The sequence below is a fragment of the Tardiphaga sp. 42S5 genome, assembly GCF_034044155.1.
Lineage (GTDB): Bacteria > Pseudomonadota > Alphaproteobacteria > Rhizobiales > Xanthobacteraceae > Tardiphaga > Tardiphaga robiniae.
In genome coordinates this window covers 526,464-539,929 of the sequence record NZ_CP139027.1, presented here as the reverse complement: position 1 = coordinate 539,929, position 13,466 = coordinate 526,464, and the positions used below count along the sequence as shown (strand labels likewise).

At 60.1% G+C, this 13,466-nt stretch carries 15 protein-coding genes; all 15 read left to right on the top strand.

Annotated features, from left to right (window positions below):
• The 15 genes from SFY93_RS02465 to SFY93_RS02395 all read left to right on the top strand — a co-directional run bounded on the left by SFY93_RS02465 (nucleotide 1) and on the right by SFY93_RS02395 (nucleotide 13,453).
• Nucleotides 1–1,338 (top strand): MotB family protein, encoded by a 1,338-nt coding sequence (locus tag SFY93_RS02465; RefSeq protein WP_320445946.1) that lies wholly within the window; start codon nucleotides 1–3, stop codon nucleotides 1,336–1,338.
• The gene (locus SFY93_RS02460) at nucleotides 1,335–2,522 is read left to right on the top strand and encodes a chemotaxis protein (protein ID WP_320445945.1); all 1,188 of its coding nucleotides are present in this window, start codon (nucleotides 1,335–1,337) and stop codon (nucleotides 2,520–2,522) included. Before SFY93_RS02465 ends, SFY93_RS02460 begins: the two co-directional genes overlap by 4 nt.
• Nucleotides 2,519–3,742, top strand: coding sequence for a flagellar hook-length control protein FliK (locus SFY93_RS02455; RefSeq protein WP_320445944.1), 1,224 nt, complete (start codon nucleotides 2,519–2,521; stop codon nucleotides 3,740–3,742). The genes SFY93_RS02460 and SFY93_RS02455 overlap by 4 nt, the downstream gene beginning before the upstream one ends.
• Nucleotides 3,743–3,785: 43 nt before the next feature.
• Nucleotides 3,786–4,271 carry a transglycosylase SLT domain-containing protein gene (locus SFY93_RS02450; protein WP_093757664.1) on the top strand — a complete coding sequence of 162 codons (486 nt, stop codon included), beginning with the start codon at nucleotides 3,786–3,788 and terminating at the stop codon, nucleotides 4,269–4,271.
• Between the two features lie 74 nt (nucleotides 4,272–4,345).
• The gene (locus SFY93_RS02445) at nucleotides 4,346–5,596 is read left to right on the top strand and encodes a flagellar hook protein FlgE (RefSeq protein ID WP_320445943.1); all 1,251 of its coding nucleotides are present in this window, start codon (nucleotides 4,346–4,348) and stop codon (nucleotides 5,594–5,596) included.
• A 32-nt stretch (nucleotides 5,597–5,628) separates the two neighbouring features.
• The gene (flgK, locus tag SFY93_RS02440; protein WP_320445942.1) at nucleotides 5,629–7,098 is read left to right on the top strand and encodes a flagellar hook-associated protein FlgK; all 1,470 of its coding nucleotides are present in this window, start codon (nucleotides 5,629–5,631) and stop codon (nucleotides 7,096–7,098) included.
• A 5-nt stretch (nucleotides 7,099–7,103) separates the two neighbouring features.
• Entirely contained in the window at nucleotides 7,104–8,147 is a 1,044-nt protein-coding gene (locus tag SFY93_RS02435) for a flagellar hook-associated family protein (RefSeq protein ID WP_320445941.1), read from the top strand.
• Between the two features lie 40 nt (nucleotides 8,148–8,187).
• On the top strand, nucleotides 8,188–8,535 hold the full coding sequence (gene flaF / locus SFY93_RS02430) for a flagellar biosynthesis regulator FlaF (RefSeq protein WP_068729866.1): 348 nt from the start codon (nucleotides 8,188–8,190) through the stop codon (nucleotides 8,533–8,535).
• An 8-nt stretch (nucleotides 8,536–8,543) separates the two neighbouring features.
• A complete protein-coding gene (flbT, locus tag SFY93_RS02425; protein WP_120288068.1) occupies nucleotides 8,544–8,951 on the top strand; it encodes a flagellar biosynthesis repressor FlbT in 408 nt (135 codons plus the stop codon).
• 15 nt (nucleotides 8,952–8,966) lie between these two features.
• Nucleotides 8,967–9,374, top strand: coding sequence for a flagellar hook assembly protein FlgD (gene flgD, locus SFY93_RS02420; RefSeq protein ID WP_089263447.1), 408 nt, complete (start codon nucleotides 8,967–8,969; stop codon nucleotides 9,372–9,374).
• Between the two features lie 3 nt (nucleotides 9,375–9,377).
• Nucleotides 9,378–9,644: a flagellar biosynthesis protein FliQ gene (gene fliQ, locus SFY93_RS02415; protein ID WP_089263448.1), complete on the top strand. Its 267-nt coding sequence runs from the start codon at nucleotides 9,378–9,380 to the stop codon at nucleotides 9,642–9,644.
• Nucleotides 9,645–9,719: 75 nt separating this feature from the next.
• Nucleotides 9,720–11,807 (top strand): flagellar biosynthesis protein FlhA, encoded by a 2,088-nt coding sequence (gene flhA / locus SFY93_RS02410; protein WP_320445940.1) that lies wholly within the window; start codon nucleotides 9,720–9,722, stop codon nucleotides 11,805–11,807.
• Nucleotides 11,804–12,550, top strand: a complete 747-nt coding sequence (gene fliR / locus SFY93_RS02405) for a flagellar biosynthesis protein FliR (RefSeq protein ID WP_320445939.1) — start codon at nucleotides 11,804–11,806, stop codon at nucleotides 12,548–12,550. The genes flhA and fliR overlap by 4 nt, the downstream gene beginning before the upstream one ends.
• Before the next feature lie 6 nt (nucleotides 12,551–12,556).
• Nucleotides 12,557–12,952 (top strand): hypothetical protein, encoded by a 396-nt coding sequence (locus SFY93_RS02400; RefSeq protein ID WP_320445938.1) that lies wholly within the window; start codon nucleotides 12,557–12,559, stop codon nucleotides 12,950–12,952.
• Nucleotides 12,953–12,988: 36 nt separating this feature from the next.
• Complete coding sequence (locus SFY93_RS02395) at nucleotides 12,989–13,453, top strand: rod-binding protein (protein ID WP_093757656.1); 465 nt, start codon at nucleotides 12,989–12,991, stop codon at nucleotides 13,451–13,453.
• Nucleotides 13,454–13,466 lie beyond the last annotated feature (13 nt).

Sequence of the window (13,466 nt, the reverse complement as noted above, 5' to 3'; positions counted from 1 at the left end):
ATGGCCGATCCGCTTCCGCCAGAAATAGTGATCATCCGCCGTCGCAGTTCGCTCGAGAGCGGCGAGACGAAGAACAGTGTCTGGAAAATCGCCTATGCCGACTTCATGACGGCGATGATGGCGTTCTTTCTGGTGATGTGGCTGATTAATGCCACCAATCAGGAAACACGTGAGAGCGTTGCCACCTATTTCAATCCGATCAAGCTGACGGACTCAACACCGGATCGCAAGGGCATCAATGACGCCCGGAGGGTTGACCCCGGCAAGGCCGTGGAAGGCGAGAGCAAGTGGCCGCATCCGGAGCCAGGTCAGCCGACCGATGCGCTTGCGCGTCCGCAGCCTCCACAACCGCGCTATGGCGAGGCGACGTTGTTTCGCGATCCTTATGCGGTGCTGTCTGAGATTGCCGGCGGTCCTCCGCGTCCGGGACAGACCAGCGCGGCGCTCGACCCGAATCGTAAGGAAGGACTGAAGGGCGGAGAGGCCTATCGAGACCCCTTCGATCCGATCAACTGGCCGATGGCGTCGATCTCGTCGCTTGAGAAGAAGCTCTCGGGGCGCAAGGACGCCGGCAGCCTTCCATTCGGTGAGGACGTCGCTGCCGCGGCGAGCGAGGGTCAGGAGCCGCGCCCGCTCGATGCCAAGCCTGATGCCACCGGCACCCCGGGTCAGGAAATGTCCGGATCGAATTTAACTCCCGCGAAACCCGACAAGCAGGAGGCACCGAAGCCCGCCGGGTTGTTTGCCGACGATGGCGACAAGTCCAATCCGGCAGCGGGTCGCCCGCAACCGGCGCAGGCTGACAAGACCGCAGCACCGGCCGACAAATCCCAAGCGCAGCCTGACAAGGCGCCCGCCCAGGCCGAAAAGGCCCAGCCGATGGACGCCGCCAAGCTCCAGGCCGCGATCTCGGCGGCGCTGGCCGCCATTGGACCGGCGCGTCCGGTGGCCGAAGTGAGGGAAACCCCCGAAGGACTTCTGATCAATCTGACAGACGACGTGAATTACGGAATGTTTGCCAATGGCTCGGCCGAGCCCACGCCCGGTCTCGTTCGTGCGCTCGACAAGATCACGCCGATGATCGCGCAGAACCGCGGCCAGGTCATCGTGCGCGGTCACACCGATAGCCGCGTCTATCGGACGTCGGAATATGACAATTGGCGGCTTTCGACCGCGCGTGCGCATATGGCGTATCACATGCTGGTGCGCGGCGGCCTCGACGCCGCGCGGGTCGAGCGCATTGAGGGCTATGCGGACCGTCGGCCGAAAATTCAGAACGACCCGCTTGCCGCGCAGAACCGGCGGATCGAGCTTCTGATCCGTGCTCCCGTGCTATGACCAGCGCCCGGATCATTGCAGTAACGTTTTTAGTCTGTCTCGGCAGTGCACATGCGCAGCCGGCCGATGACCAAATGCGCGAGCCGTATCAGATGGTTCGTTCATTGCAGATGCTGCAAGATCAGATCGCGCGCGGCGATCTCGACGCTCACAATTCGCAACCCGCCCTGCTGAAACGCCTGGGTGAGAACTTCCTGAAAGCCGATGCTGCCGTTTGGAAGGAGCCGCGCAATTCGCGCGCAGCTGTCACCTTCCTTCTGAGTGGCGGGTCTCCGCAAGTGGTCGCGAGCCTTCGCTCTCGCAACGTGCTGAATATTGACGAGGCCATTGTCGACGGCGCCATCGCCTATGTCGAAGGGCGCACAGACGAAGCGAAATCGAAGCTCGCCAATATCAAGCCACGTAGTCTGCCTGCGGCGCTCGGCGCGGAGATTGCGCTGGTGCAATCGGCACTGGTTGCGCAGGACGACCTGAAGGTCGCGATCGCATTGCTTGACGAGGTGCGGCTGATGATGCCGGGCACGCTGGTCGAGGAAGCAGCACTGCGCCGGGAGATTTTCATCGTCGGACAGGACGACGACTTCGACAAGTTTGAAGCCCTCGCGGTGCGCTACTTTCGCCGATATCGGCATTCCATCTATGCGGGAAATTTCCGTCAGCGCTTTGCGCTCTCTGTGGCACGCTTCAGCTTCGTACAGCGCCCCGATCGTTTCCCGCGTCTTGTCGCCGTGCTCGATCATCTCGATCGGGCGAGCCAGCGTGCGCTCTATCTTCTGATTGCAAGAACGGCACTGGTGCGTGGCAAGACCGAAATGACGGTGCTCGCCGCGGACCGTGTATTCGCATTGTCCGATGATGACAGCGCCGAGCGTGTGCGCGCGCGCCTGTATCGCGCCGCGGCACGCGTTGCCACATCGGCACACAGTGCGGCAATCGCCGAGCTTGAGCAGATCGACAAGGCAAAACTGTCCGAACGTGACGTCGAACTACAAACCGCGGCGCTTGCCATCGGACTGAATGTTCGAAAGGCGCTGCCGGAGGCAAAGGCCAAGAGCGACGGAAGCAGCGAAGCGAAGACGGCCATGCGGCCGCGCATCGATTTCAGCCGCTCCCTTGCCGCCGTCGATCGCGCGCAAAAGCTGCTCGATGCGTCGCAGGAGCAATTAAAGGAGAAGGTCCGATGAACAATGCTGATCTCCTGATGGCAACGCTTCGCCAGACAGCGGCGGGAAAGGCCGGGGCGAAAGGCGGATTGAACGGCGGTGCCCATGCCAAGGACGGCAAGGAGAAGGCCGATCACTTTCGCGAGCAGCTCCGTTTGGTCTCAAAGGAGACCAAAACAGTCACGCCGCATGTCGCCAAGATAGCTGATGACGCGAAAATCGTTGACGCAAAGCCGATGCTTGATGCGGCATCCGTCCTCGCGGAATTGACGGGTGAAGTCGCGCAAAAGCCAAACGCCAGCGACGATCAAGCCGATGATGACGATTCAAAGGCCACGAAGGGCGACGAGGGCGCGACAAAATCTGCACCCTGGCGCGGACCGGATCCTGCGCTCAGCGCGGTAATGGCCAAACTCGATCACGCACACTCACCTTTGCCAAGCGATGACAAGGCGGCGTCTCGCATCTCGGTACCGGACGTGAAGACCGATGATGCTCCGCGCGATCCCGCGAAGCTCATTCAGGTCGCAACGGCCGACGTGCCTGACGCCGATGCGGCTGCCACGCAACGATTTACGTTGGCGGTCGAGACGACGGATACCAAGCCGCTTCCGGTTGCGAAGGCGGTCGTCCGTGAGCAAGAGACGCATTTCGAACCCGTGCAACAGGTGACGACGCTGCAGAAGATCGTCGATCGGATGGCGACCGATCTGGTGACCGTCGCATCACCTGAAGGGGCTCGCGCGGCTGACGCGCCGGGGCTCGAAACGAACAAAGCTGCGGATAGCCGGCCGGTGCGCATGATGACGCTCGAACTCGATCCACCCAATCTCGGTTCCGTCACCGTGAAGATGCGGCTTGCCGGCGATTCCGTGGAGATTCATCTCACTGCGGATCGCTACGAGACCACGCAGATGTTGCGGCAGGAGCGCGGCGTGCTCACCGACGCCATGCAGTCGGCTGGTTACACGTTTGACATCGCGGCGATCGATCATACCCGCACCCCTGACGCAAATCTGAACAACGGTCAGCAGCAACAGCAAGCGCCGTCCGATCAACGTTCTTCGCTGCCGTCGCCGGGCGGATCGCAGGCGGATGGTGGTTCTTCGGGCCGGTCGTCCGGGGATGGGCAGAGCGGCGCACGGCATAACAGGCAGGATCATGAGCAATCGCCAAGGCCGTCAGAGCGGCAGCAGGATCAGAACAGCAATCGGGTTCGCAGCAGCACTGTGTATATCTAGCGCTGCGACTGACGCTCGCGCGGAGGGACCGTGCGAACGGGAGATGGCGCGCGCGGCACGCCGCCACAATGTGCCACTCGGCGTTCTCTTTGCGGTCGGTCTCAGCGAGACCGGGCGCAAGGGCGTGCTGAATCCCTATGCGCTCAATGTCGATGGCAGGACTGTGCTGGCCACCGACCTGCGCAATGCCGTTGCGCGCTTCGCCGAGGAGAAAAGCAAGGGCGCCAAATTGGTCGACCTCGGCTGCATGCAGATCAATCATCGCTATCACGGCGAGAAGTTTCCCAGCGTGGAGGCGATGTTCGATCCGGCGCGCAATGTCGACTACGCCGCACGATTTCTGAAAGATCTGCGTGAGCGCGAGGGAAACTGGACCATGGCCGTCGCGCGCTACAATGCCGGGCCGACCAATGTCGTCGGCCAGAAACGCTACATCTGCAGCGTCATTGGTAGCTTGGTCGCGAGCGGATTTGGGTCATGGACGAGCAAGGCCCGCGACTTCTGCGCGGAACGCACTGCGTCACGATGACCCTGTGGATAACCATCAGCCTCGCACAAGCAACTTCAATTCTAATACCTCACACGTGAAACGGAGGATAATCGATGAGTCTGTATGGGGTGATGCGCACAGGCGGCTCCGGCATGAACGCGCAGTCGAACAAACTGGCGACGGTCGCTGACAATATCGCGAACGTGAATACCACGGGCTACAAGCGCGCCTCGACGGAATTCTCCTCCCTTATCCTTCGCAGCGGAACCGGAAACTACAATTCCGGTAGTGTCGAGACGCAGGTTCGTTACGCGATCTCTGATCCCGGTACGATGAATTACACGACGTCCGCGACCGATTTGGCGATCCAGGGCAACGGATTCTTTGTTGTCAGCGACGCAGGAGGCACGCCTTACCTCACGCGCGCTGGCTCTTTCGTTCCGGATGGCCAGGGGAATCTCTACAATACCGGTGGCTACTATCTGATGGGCTACAACATCAAGAATGGTGCACAGCCGAACGTCGTTGCCAACGGCCTCGGCAATCTCGAGATCGTAAACATCGCGCAACAGTCCTTGTTGGGAAATCCGACGACCCAGGCAGGTATCAGTAGCGCCAACCTGGATTCCAATGCTGCGATCAGCGCCGGACCGCCGAACTTTACGTCGAAAACGTCGGTCATCACCTACGATAATATTGGAAATGCGGTGAAACTTGACATGTACATGTTCAAGACAGCCGCCAATACATGGGATGTGCAGATCTACAACAGCGCAGGCGCGGCAGCAGGCGGCGGCTTCCCTTATGCAGCCGGGTCGCAGCTGGGCACCACCCAGACATTTACCTTCGACGTTAGCGCCACCGGCAAGGGCCGCCTCGCTGCCGCAAGCCCGACCTCGATTGCCTTCACAATCCCGGGCGGCTCGCCCGTCACTTTCGATATGTCGAGTATGACGCAGGTCGCGGACGAGTTCCAGTTCAAGGCCACGACCAACGGCAACGCGCCGAGCGCGCTCGACCGTGTGGAGGTGAGCTCAGACGGCACCATGTATTCGATCTTCGACGACGGCACGCGAATCGCGAGCTACAAGATCCCGCTGGCGACGGTACCGAGTCCCGACAATCTCTCGCCCGAAGTCGGGAATGTCTATTCGATCAGCACCAACTCCGGCAACATCCAGGTCGATTTCGCGGGCAATAGCGGTCTCGGTACCATCAAGCCGGAGGCGCTCGAAGCATCCAACGTCGATCTGGCCAACGAGCTTACGGCGATGATCGAGTCGCAGCGTGGCTACACCGCGAATTCCAAGGTGTTCCAGACCGGCGCAGACCTGCTCGACGTACTCGTCAACCTGAAGCGCTAGCGCACAGCGCGGATCACTGACGGGAGTCTCCAATGTCACTTACGGTCGCACTCAATTCGGCCCGCTCGTCGCTTATGGCGTCGGGCGTCCAGTCTTCCGTCATCTCGCGCAACGTCGCCGGCCTGCATCAGGACGGCTACTCCCGCAAGAATGCTCTGATCGTTTCCCAGCCGGGCAGCGGTGTCTATGTCAGTGGTATTCAGCGGGCGGCCAGCGCCGGTCTGTTCAACAATGTCGTCAAGGCGGTATCGAACACCGCACAGCAGGATGCCCTTTATAACGGTCTGCAGAAGGTTGCGGCTGTCACCATCGACGACCCCGAGCTCGATCAGTCTGCCGCGGCGCAACTGGCCAAGCTGAAAAGCGCCCTGCAGCAATATGCATCGGCGCCGGATAACGTAACGTTCGCGAATTCCGCCGTCACGGCGGCCAAAAATGTTGCCGCATCGCTGAACGATTCGACCAACACCGTGCAGACTGTTCGCGCGGATGCCGACGCCGAAATGGCGACGTCGGTCGGGAATATCAATCAGCTTCTGGCGCAATTCGAGACGGTCAATACGGCGATCATCAAGGGAACGATCTCCGGCTCCGACGTCACCGACTACCTTGATACGCGCGATAGTATCCTGTCAAAGCTGTCCCAGGAGGTTGGGATCACGTTTGCCACCCGCGCGAACAATGACATGGTTGTCTATACGGATTCCGGGGTCACGTTGTTCGAGCGTACCGCTCGCTCCGTAACCTTCGCTCCGACAAATTCCTACACGGCCGCCACAACGGGTAACGCTGTGGTCATCGATGGCGTTCCCGTTACCGGCGCTAACGCGATCATGCCGATCGGCTCCGGCAAGCTCGCTGGTCTCGCGACGCTTCGCGACGACAAGATGGTGACCTATCAGAATCAGCTCGACGAAGTTGCGCGCGCCGTGATCGAGATTTTTGCCGAGAAGGATCAGAGTGCTGCCGCTGGACCAGACCAAACCGGCCTCTTCACCTATGCCGGTGGACCCGGAATGCCGACCACGGGCGTGATCAATACCGGACTCGCCGGCACGATCAAGGTGACGGCCCTGGTCGATCAGGCCCTTGGCGGCAATCCGAGCCTGATCCGCGATGGTGGGATCAATGGCGTTAATTACGTCTACAATGCCGGCGGTGAGGCGGGTTTCTTCGCCCGCATTCAAGGCGTCGTCGATGGCATGGCGGCATCCCGAACCTATGATCCGGCCGCGCTCGGCAAGCCTAGCGGCAGCCTCGTCGACTTTGCCGGCTCCTCGGTGAGTTGGCTGGAATCGCAACGCAAGAGCGTCGGCGACGACGCCACCTATAGCCAGACGCTCCTGGAGCGCAGCGCCGATGCGTTGTCGAACGTCAATGGCGTCAACATGGATGATGAGATGACCTTCATGTTGCAGGTCGAACGCACTTTCTCGGCATCGTCGAAGCTGATCTCAACGATTGACGACATGCTGAAAGAACTTCTGATGGCGGTGGGGTAATCGATATGGCTACAAATTTCATTTCATCGAACTCGATCTCGACCACCCTGCGCATCTCTGCGTCGAAAAGCCAGGTGGCGATCTCAAAGGCCACCAAGGAGGCGACGACAGGAAGGCTCGCTGACGTCGGGGGGAGTCTCGGTGCACTCACGGGTCGCGACGTGACCCTGCGTGCGGAGCTTCTCGATATGGAGAAAATCGTCGATACCAATGCACTCGTGAGTGCCCGCCTGGACGTCACGCAGGAGCGTGTTTCGCAATTGATCGAGACGGCACAGTCCTTCCAGAAGGATCTGCTGGCGGCGCGCAATTCGGCAAATGGCGGCGTCATCATCGCCCAGCCGGCAGCGTCGAACCTCCAGTCGCTTCTCACGACGCTCAATGTTTCGATGGACGGACAGTATCTGTTCGCCGGCATCAACACGGCGCAACAGCCGATGACGCCTTATCAGACCGGTTCGGCCAGCAAGACGGCGATCGATGCGGCTTTTACTGCCGCTTTTGGTTTTCCGCCCGGTGACGTGGCTGCCGTAAATATCACCCCCGCCGCCATGAATAACTTCCTCGACAATGCGTTCGCGACCGAATTCGACGATCCGGCCTGGGGAACGAACTGGTCTTCGGCATCCGATCAGGTCATGCGCAGTCGCATCTCTACGACACAAACCGTCGATTCCTCCGCCAGCGCCAATGACAAGGCATTCCGCAACCTGGCGATGGCCTACACGATGCTCAGCGGGCTTGGTCTGGAAGCTCTGAATCAGAGTGCGTTCCAGGCCGTTACCGACAAGGCGCTGCTGCTGGTCGGCGGTTCGGTGTCCGACCTTGCGAGTGTCGGCGCACGCCTCGGCACCGCGCAGGAACAGACAACAAATGCTACCAGTCGTCTCAAGGTGCAGACCGACATCGTCAACAAGCAGATCAACGCGATGGAAGTGGTCGATCCGGAAGAGGCATCCGTCCGGGTCAACTCTCTGAAAAATCAGTTGGAGATGTCGCATGCGCTGACCGCGCAAATTCAGAACCTCAGCATCCTCAATTATCTCTGATAGGTGGGCTGATCTATGAAGCAACAGGTTATCGATTGAAATGACACTGGCAGGTTACGACGCGGAAATCGAGGATAGCGGCCGCGAGGCGCGATCCAGGGAACAACAAGCGCTGAATCACGGAATTAAACTACTTCAGAAAATCCAGAGCGGAGCGCTTGCTTCATCCGAAGAAACAGACGCCTTACTCTATATTCGTAATCTCTGGACCTTCTTCATACAAGATCTGTCGAATCCACGAAACGGCCTGCCGGAGCAGTTGCGAGCGCAGCTGATTTCGATTGGTCTCTGGGTCATCAAGGAAGCCGAGCGCCTCCGGGAAGGGCAGTTGTCGGACGTGAGCGATCTCGTTGCGATCAATATCGTCATCCGGGATTCGCTGGCATGAAGAAGCCAATGTGCATATCGCTGCGATCGGGCGAGAAAATCTATATTAACGGCGCAGTTTTGCGGGTCGACCGCAAGGTGACACTGGAACTGATCAACGACGTGACTTTCCTGCTGGAAAGCCAGGTCATGCAGGTCGCCGATGCGACAACGCCGCTTCGGCAGCTCTATTTCGTCGTGCAACTGATGTTGATGAGCCCGAGCGATATCGAACAGGCGCGTGCGGTCTTTGGACATCAGCGCTGCGCGATCTACGCGGCGGCCGACAACAAGGAATTGTTGCAGGGCCTCGATGCGATCGAGGAGCTCGTCGAGGCGAAGCGCTATTACGAGGCGTTGCGGAAGATACGGGCTCTGTTCGAAGTCGAACAGGCGATCCTGAGCGGCGCCGACATGCTGCTGCCGGTCGTAGCCTAACCAAGGGAGAGCGAGATGATCGTCAACGGCGTAGATACCGCGAAATCCACAACAAACACGACGTCGACGACGTCGTCGACCAACATGATCGACTACAATGGCTTCCTGCAGCTTCTGATCGCGCAGATGCGCAACCAGGATCCCACCAATCCGACCGATTCAACCGAATATATGAGCCAGCTTGCACAGCTGTCGTCGGTCGAGCAAGCGGTTCAGACCAATGCAAAGCTCGACACGCTGTTGTCGACCAGCGCGATTACCCAGGCAGAAGGCCTGATCGGCCGCACCGCTTCATTCACGGATGAAAGCGGAACGAGCACGACCGGCAAGATCAAAGAAGTCTATATCATCCAGGGCGGTGCGGTCGCGACGCTCGAAAACGGCACGAAGGTCCAGCTCGGGCCCGGCATTACCATTAGCTGAACCATGAACGAGCGCGACGCCCTCGATATCGCCCAGCAGGCGATCTGGACCATCATCGTTGCCGCCGGCCCGGCGGTCGGTTCCGCGATGTTCGTCGGCATTGTCATTGCCCTCCTGCAGGCGCTGACCCAGGTACAGGAAATGACGCTGACCTTCATCCCCAAGATCGTGGTGATGTTAATCGTGGTCGCTGTCACCGGCTCCTTCATGGGAGCCCACATCTTTGCCTTCACCGAAGTGCTCTACGGCCGGATCGAACGCGGCTTCTAGCCGCCATCGTCTCCACCATCTTCACGCAAGGTCGGCGCTGCACAGTGCGGCCATGATATTCGCGCGAGAATTGCCATGGCCGACGTAACGATTTCAGCCCTGCCGGCCGAACGGCGGGCCGGTACGGACGTCGCCTTTGCATTCGGCATCGTCACCATTCTGGTGATGCTGGTGCTCCCGGTTCCGACGATCTTGATCGACCTCGGCCTAGCCTTCTCGATCGCGTTGTCCGCGCTGATCCTGATGGTGTCGCTATGGATTCAGCGGCCGCTGGATTTCTCGGCATTTCCCACCGTGCTGCTGATCGCGACCATCCTGCGTTTGGCGCTCAACGTCGCGACCACACGCGTGATCCTGTCGCATGGCGGTGAGGGAGAACACGCCGCCGGCTATGTCGTCGCCGGCTTCGCCAAATTCGTGATGGGCGGTGATTTCGTCATCGGTCTGATCATCTTTGCAATTCTCGTTACCGTGAATTTCGTGGTGATCACCAAGGGTGCGACGCGTATCGCCGAAGTCGGCGCTCGTTTTTCACTTGACGCCATTCCGGGCAAGCAAATGGCGATCGACGCCGACCTGTCGGCCGGTCTGATCGATGACAAGGAAGCGCAGCGTCGGCGCCACGAGCTGGAGGAGGAGAGTTCGTTCTTCGGCGCCATGGACGGTGCCTCGAAGTTCGTGCGCGGCGACGCTATTGCCGGCCTGATTATCACCGCCATCAACATCTTTGGCGGCATCATCATCGGCGTCACTCATCATGGCATGGAGCTGTCACGCGCCGCCGATGTCTTCACCAAGCTTTCGGTTGGTGACGGTCTGGTTTCGCAGATCCCCGCGCTGATCGTGTCGCTCTCGGCCGGCCTGCTCGTTTCCAAGGGAGGTACGCGTGGCTCTGCCGAGCAGATGGTGCTGAAACAGCTCGGCAAGTATCCGCGTGCCCAGTCAGTTGCTGCGATGATGATGTTCGCGCTCGGTCTGCTTCCCGGCTTGCCATTCCTGCCCTTCGCGCTGCTTGGCAGCGCCATGGCCTTCATGAGCTTTACGCTGCCGCGCCAGCAGGCTGCCCGCGCGAAGGTCGAGCAGGCGCGCATCGCGCAGGTTCAGGAAAAAGCGCAGATCGAGAACAGGGACTCCGTCAAGGAGTTGCTCAAGACCTCCGATGTCGAGCTCTGCGTCGGTAGCCAGCTTGCGATCCAGATGCTCAATGCTCATGGCGAACTGGCGCATCGTGTTGCCAAGGTTCGGCGGCGTTTCGCTGCCCAATATGGCTTCGTTATTCCCGAGATCAAGCTGACCGACGACCTCTCCATCGGGCCCAAGTCGTATCGTATCAAGATCTACGGCACCGTCGTGGCCCATCACGAATTGCGTATTGGCGAATCCCTCGTGCTGTTTGACGGCGACCGGAAGCCCGATGTTCCGGGTGATGAGACGATCGAGCCCGCTTTCGGCATGAAGGCGATGTGGGTTCCGGAGACGTTTATCGACGAGGTCAAACAGGACGGCTTCAAGATCGCGGACAATATCTCGGTGCTCCTCACGCACCTCAGCGAGGTCGTCCGTAACAATCTGTCCCAGCTCCTTACTTATAAGGACACCCGTGCACTGATCGATCGGCTCGATCCCGAATACAAGCGGCTGATCGAGGATATGGTGCCATCGCAGATTTCCTATTCCGGGCTGCAGGCGGTGTTCAAGCTACTGCTCGCCGAGCGGATCTCGATCCGCAATCTGCATCTCATTCTGGAAGCCATCGCCGAGATCGCGCCGCATGTGCGTCGGTCCGAGCATGTGGCCGAGCATGTGCGGATGCGCATTGCGCAGCAGATCTGCGGCGATTTCGCCGACAACGGCGTGCTCAAGGTGCTCCGCCTTGGCAATCGCTGGGACCTCGCCTTTCATCAAAGCATCAAGCGCGACGGCAAGGGTGAGATCGTGGAATTCGACGCCGATCCGCGGCTGGTCGAGCAATTTGCGGATGACGTGTCGGTTGCGGTCCGCAAGGCGGCTGCCAATGGCGACACTGCGGTGTTGGTGGCGCCGCCCGATGTCCGCCCCTATGTGCGCATGATCACCGAACGTATGTTCCCCACGCTGCCGGTGCTGTCGCATGTGGAGATCGCACGGGGGGCCGAGGTGATGTCGCTCGGAGCTGTGTCTTGATCGCAAGCAGCTCCGTCTCCATTCTGGCCACGTTCCTGATCTTTTGCCGCATCGGAACTTGCATGATGGTGGCGCCGGGCTATTCCCGCGTCAATATCCCGACACAGATCCGGTTGTTCCTCGCCATTAGCGTCACCTTGATGCTCACACCTCTGCTGGAGTCCACGGTCCGGCCGGCTGTGGAAGCGGCGACGGCGCCGGATCTCCTCCGCCTGATCATGTCCGAGCTGATGGTGGGCCTGGTCATTGGACTCACTGCACGCATGTTCTTCGCGGCGCTGGAAACGATGGCTACATTCGTCGCGTCGGGGATCGGTCTGACCCTCCCTGGTGTCGCCGACGATGGCGAGCATGTGCCGGCGCTGGTGCCGCTGATCACGCTGACTGCAACGGTCGTATTCTTTCTGACCGACCAGCATTGGGAATTGTTGCGCGGTCTGGTTGGCTCCTACCAGATCTGGCTGCCGGCGACCGGAATCAGTGCCGAGGGCGGGCTAACGCAACTCGTAGATCATCTCTCCATGGCCTTTACGCTGGCACTCCGGGTCGCCAGTCCCTTCGTCGTCTATGCTGTCATCGTCAATTTCGCGGTTGGTCTCGCCAACAAACTGACGCCGAGTATCCCGGTCTATTTCATCTCGATTCCATTCGTGCTCACCGGTGGCTTGTTGTTGCTCTATCTCACGGGTCGCGAAATGGTGCTGCAATTCAGCATCGCTTTCGCGTCCTGGCTGTCCGGGTAACGAACCATGCAGAAGCGCGACCGCAAGATCCGCCGTATCGCCGCCGTGCAGGCCAGGCTGCACCGGATTGCCGAGTGGCAGCTGATGGAATGCCAGGCACGGGAGAACCAGCTCGAGGAGAAACAGCGCCTCATTCTGGAAGGGTTCAATGATGAGAGCAAGCTTCCGGACCTCGCCGTGCAGACGGCGAGCCAGAGTCTGCGCGCCGCCAGCATCGAGCAAGGCGTCGTAGCCAAGACCAGGGAAAGACTGGCGGCGCATGCACGCGACGAAGGCCGCAAGCTGAAACATGCGCTGAAGATGGTGAAGTCGGCGGTCGGACGCACGGTTCGGGCCGATGAAAAGCGGGTTCTGGAAGATGAAGTCGACAAGGCCGTCCGGCGGTCGATCGAGGGAGCGTAGACCGATGAGAAATCTCGCAATTGTGGGGAGCGTGGCATGACAGTCGCGCCGGTATCGAACGATCTAATTGCGGATGTCATGAAGGCGGCGGATCCGGCCGCTCAACGTGTCGCGGCAACGAGGCTCGAGCGTATGGCGCCGGCGGGCGAGGCGAACTTCGCATCTGCGGTCGCCGACGAGTTTGCCGCAGGGCAGGCCGCCCAGAGCGCGAAGTCTGCCCCCGTCAGCGGCGGAGAGATAACGTCAACGCCGATCATCCGGAAGGCCGAGGGAAGCAATCCGGTCTACCGCAAGTTCGAAGCCTTCGTGCTGCAGATGTTCGTGGAAACGATGCTGCCGAAGGACGCCGAGGACGTATTCGGCAAGGGTACTGCCGGCAATATCTGGCGTTCGATGCTCGCCGAGCAGATCGGCAATGAAATGGCCAAGGGCAACGGCGTCGGCATCGCCAAGCAACTGGCCAAATCGCGCCCGACATCGGCTCCAACTTCCGAAGGCTAACGGCCGAATCCGG

Coding starts and splice junctions, on each gene's coding strand:
- SFY93_RS02395 (WP_093757656.1), top strand. CDS start 12,989: ATGACAGTCGCGCCGGTATCGAACGATCTAATTGCGGATGTCATGAAG.
- SFY93_RS02445 (WP_320445943.1), top strand. CDS start 4,346: ATGAGTCTGTATGGGGTGATGCGCACAGGCGGCTCCGGCATGAACGCG.
- flbT (WP_120288068.1), top strand. CDS start 8,544: ATGTGCATATCGCTGCGATCGGGCGAGAAAATCTATATTAACGGCGCA.
- flgK (WP_320445942.1), top strand. CDS start 5,629: ATGTCACTTACGGTCGCACTCAATTCGGCCCGCTCGTCGCTTATGGCG.
- fliQ (WP_089263448.1), top strand. CDS start 9,378: ATGAACGAGCGCGACGCCCTCGATATCGCCCAGCAGGCGATCTGGACC.
- SFY93_RS02465 (WP_320445946.1), top strand. CDS start 1: ATGGCCGATCCGCTTCCGCCAGAAATAGTGATCATCCGCCGTCGCAGT.
- SFY93_RS02455 (WP_320445944.1), top strand. CDS start 2,519: ATGAACAATGCTGATCTCCTGATGGCAACGCTTCGCCAGACAGCGGCG.
- SFY93_RS02400 (WP_320445938.1), top strand. CDS start 12,557: ATGCAGAAGCGCGACCGCAAGATCCGCCGTATCGCCGCCGTGCAGGCC.
- flgD (WP_089263447.1), top strand. CDS start 8,967: ATGATCGTCAACGGCGTAGATACCGCGAAATCCACAACAAACACGACG.
- SFY93_RS02460 (WP_320445945.1), top strand. CDS start 1,335: ATGACCAGCGCCCGGATCATTGCAGTAACGTTTTTAGTCTGTCTCGGC.
- flhA (WP_320445940.1), top strand. CDS start 9,720: ATGGCCGACGTAACGATTTCAGCCCTGCCGGCCGAACGGCGGGCCGGT.
- SFY93_RS02435 (WP_320445941.1), top strand. CDS start 7,104: ATGGCTACAAATTTCATTTCATCGAACTCGATCTCGACCACCCTGCGC.
- flaF (WP_068729866.1), top strand. CDS start 8,188: ATGACACTGGCAGGTTACGACGCGGAAATCGAGGATAGCGGCCGCGAG.
- SFY93_RS02450 (WP_093757664.1), top strand. CDS start 3,786: ATGGCGCGCGCGGCACGCCGCCACAATGTGCCACTCGGCGTTCTCTTT.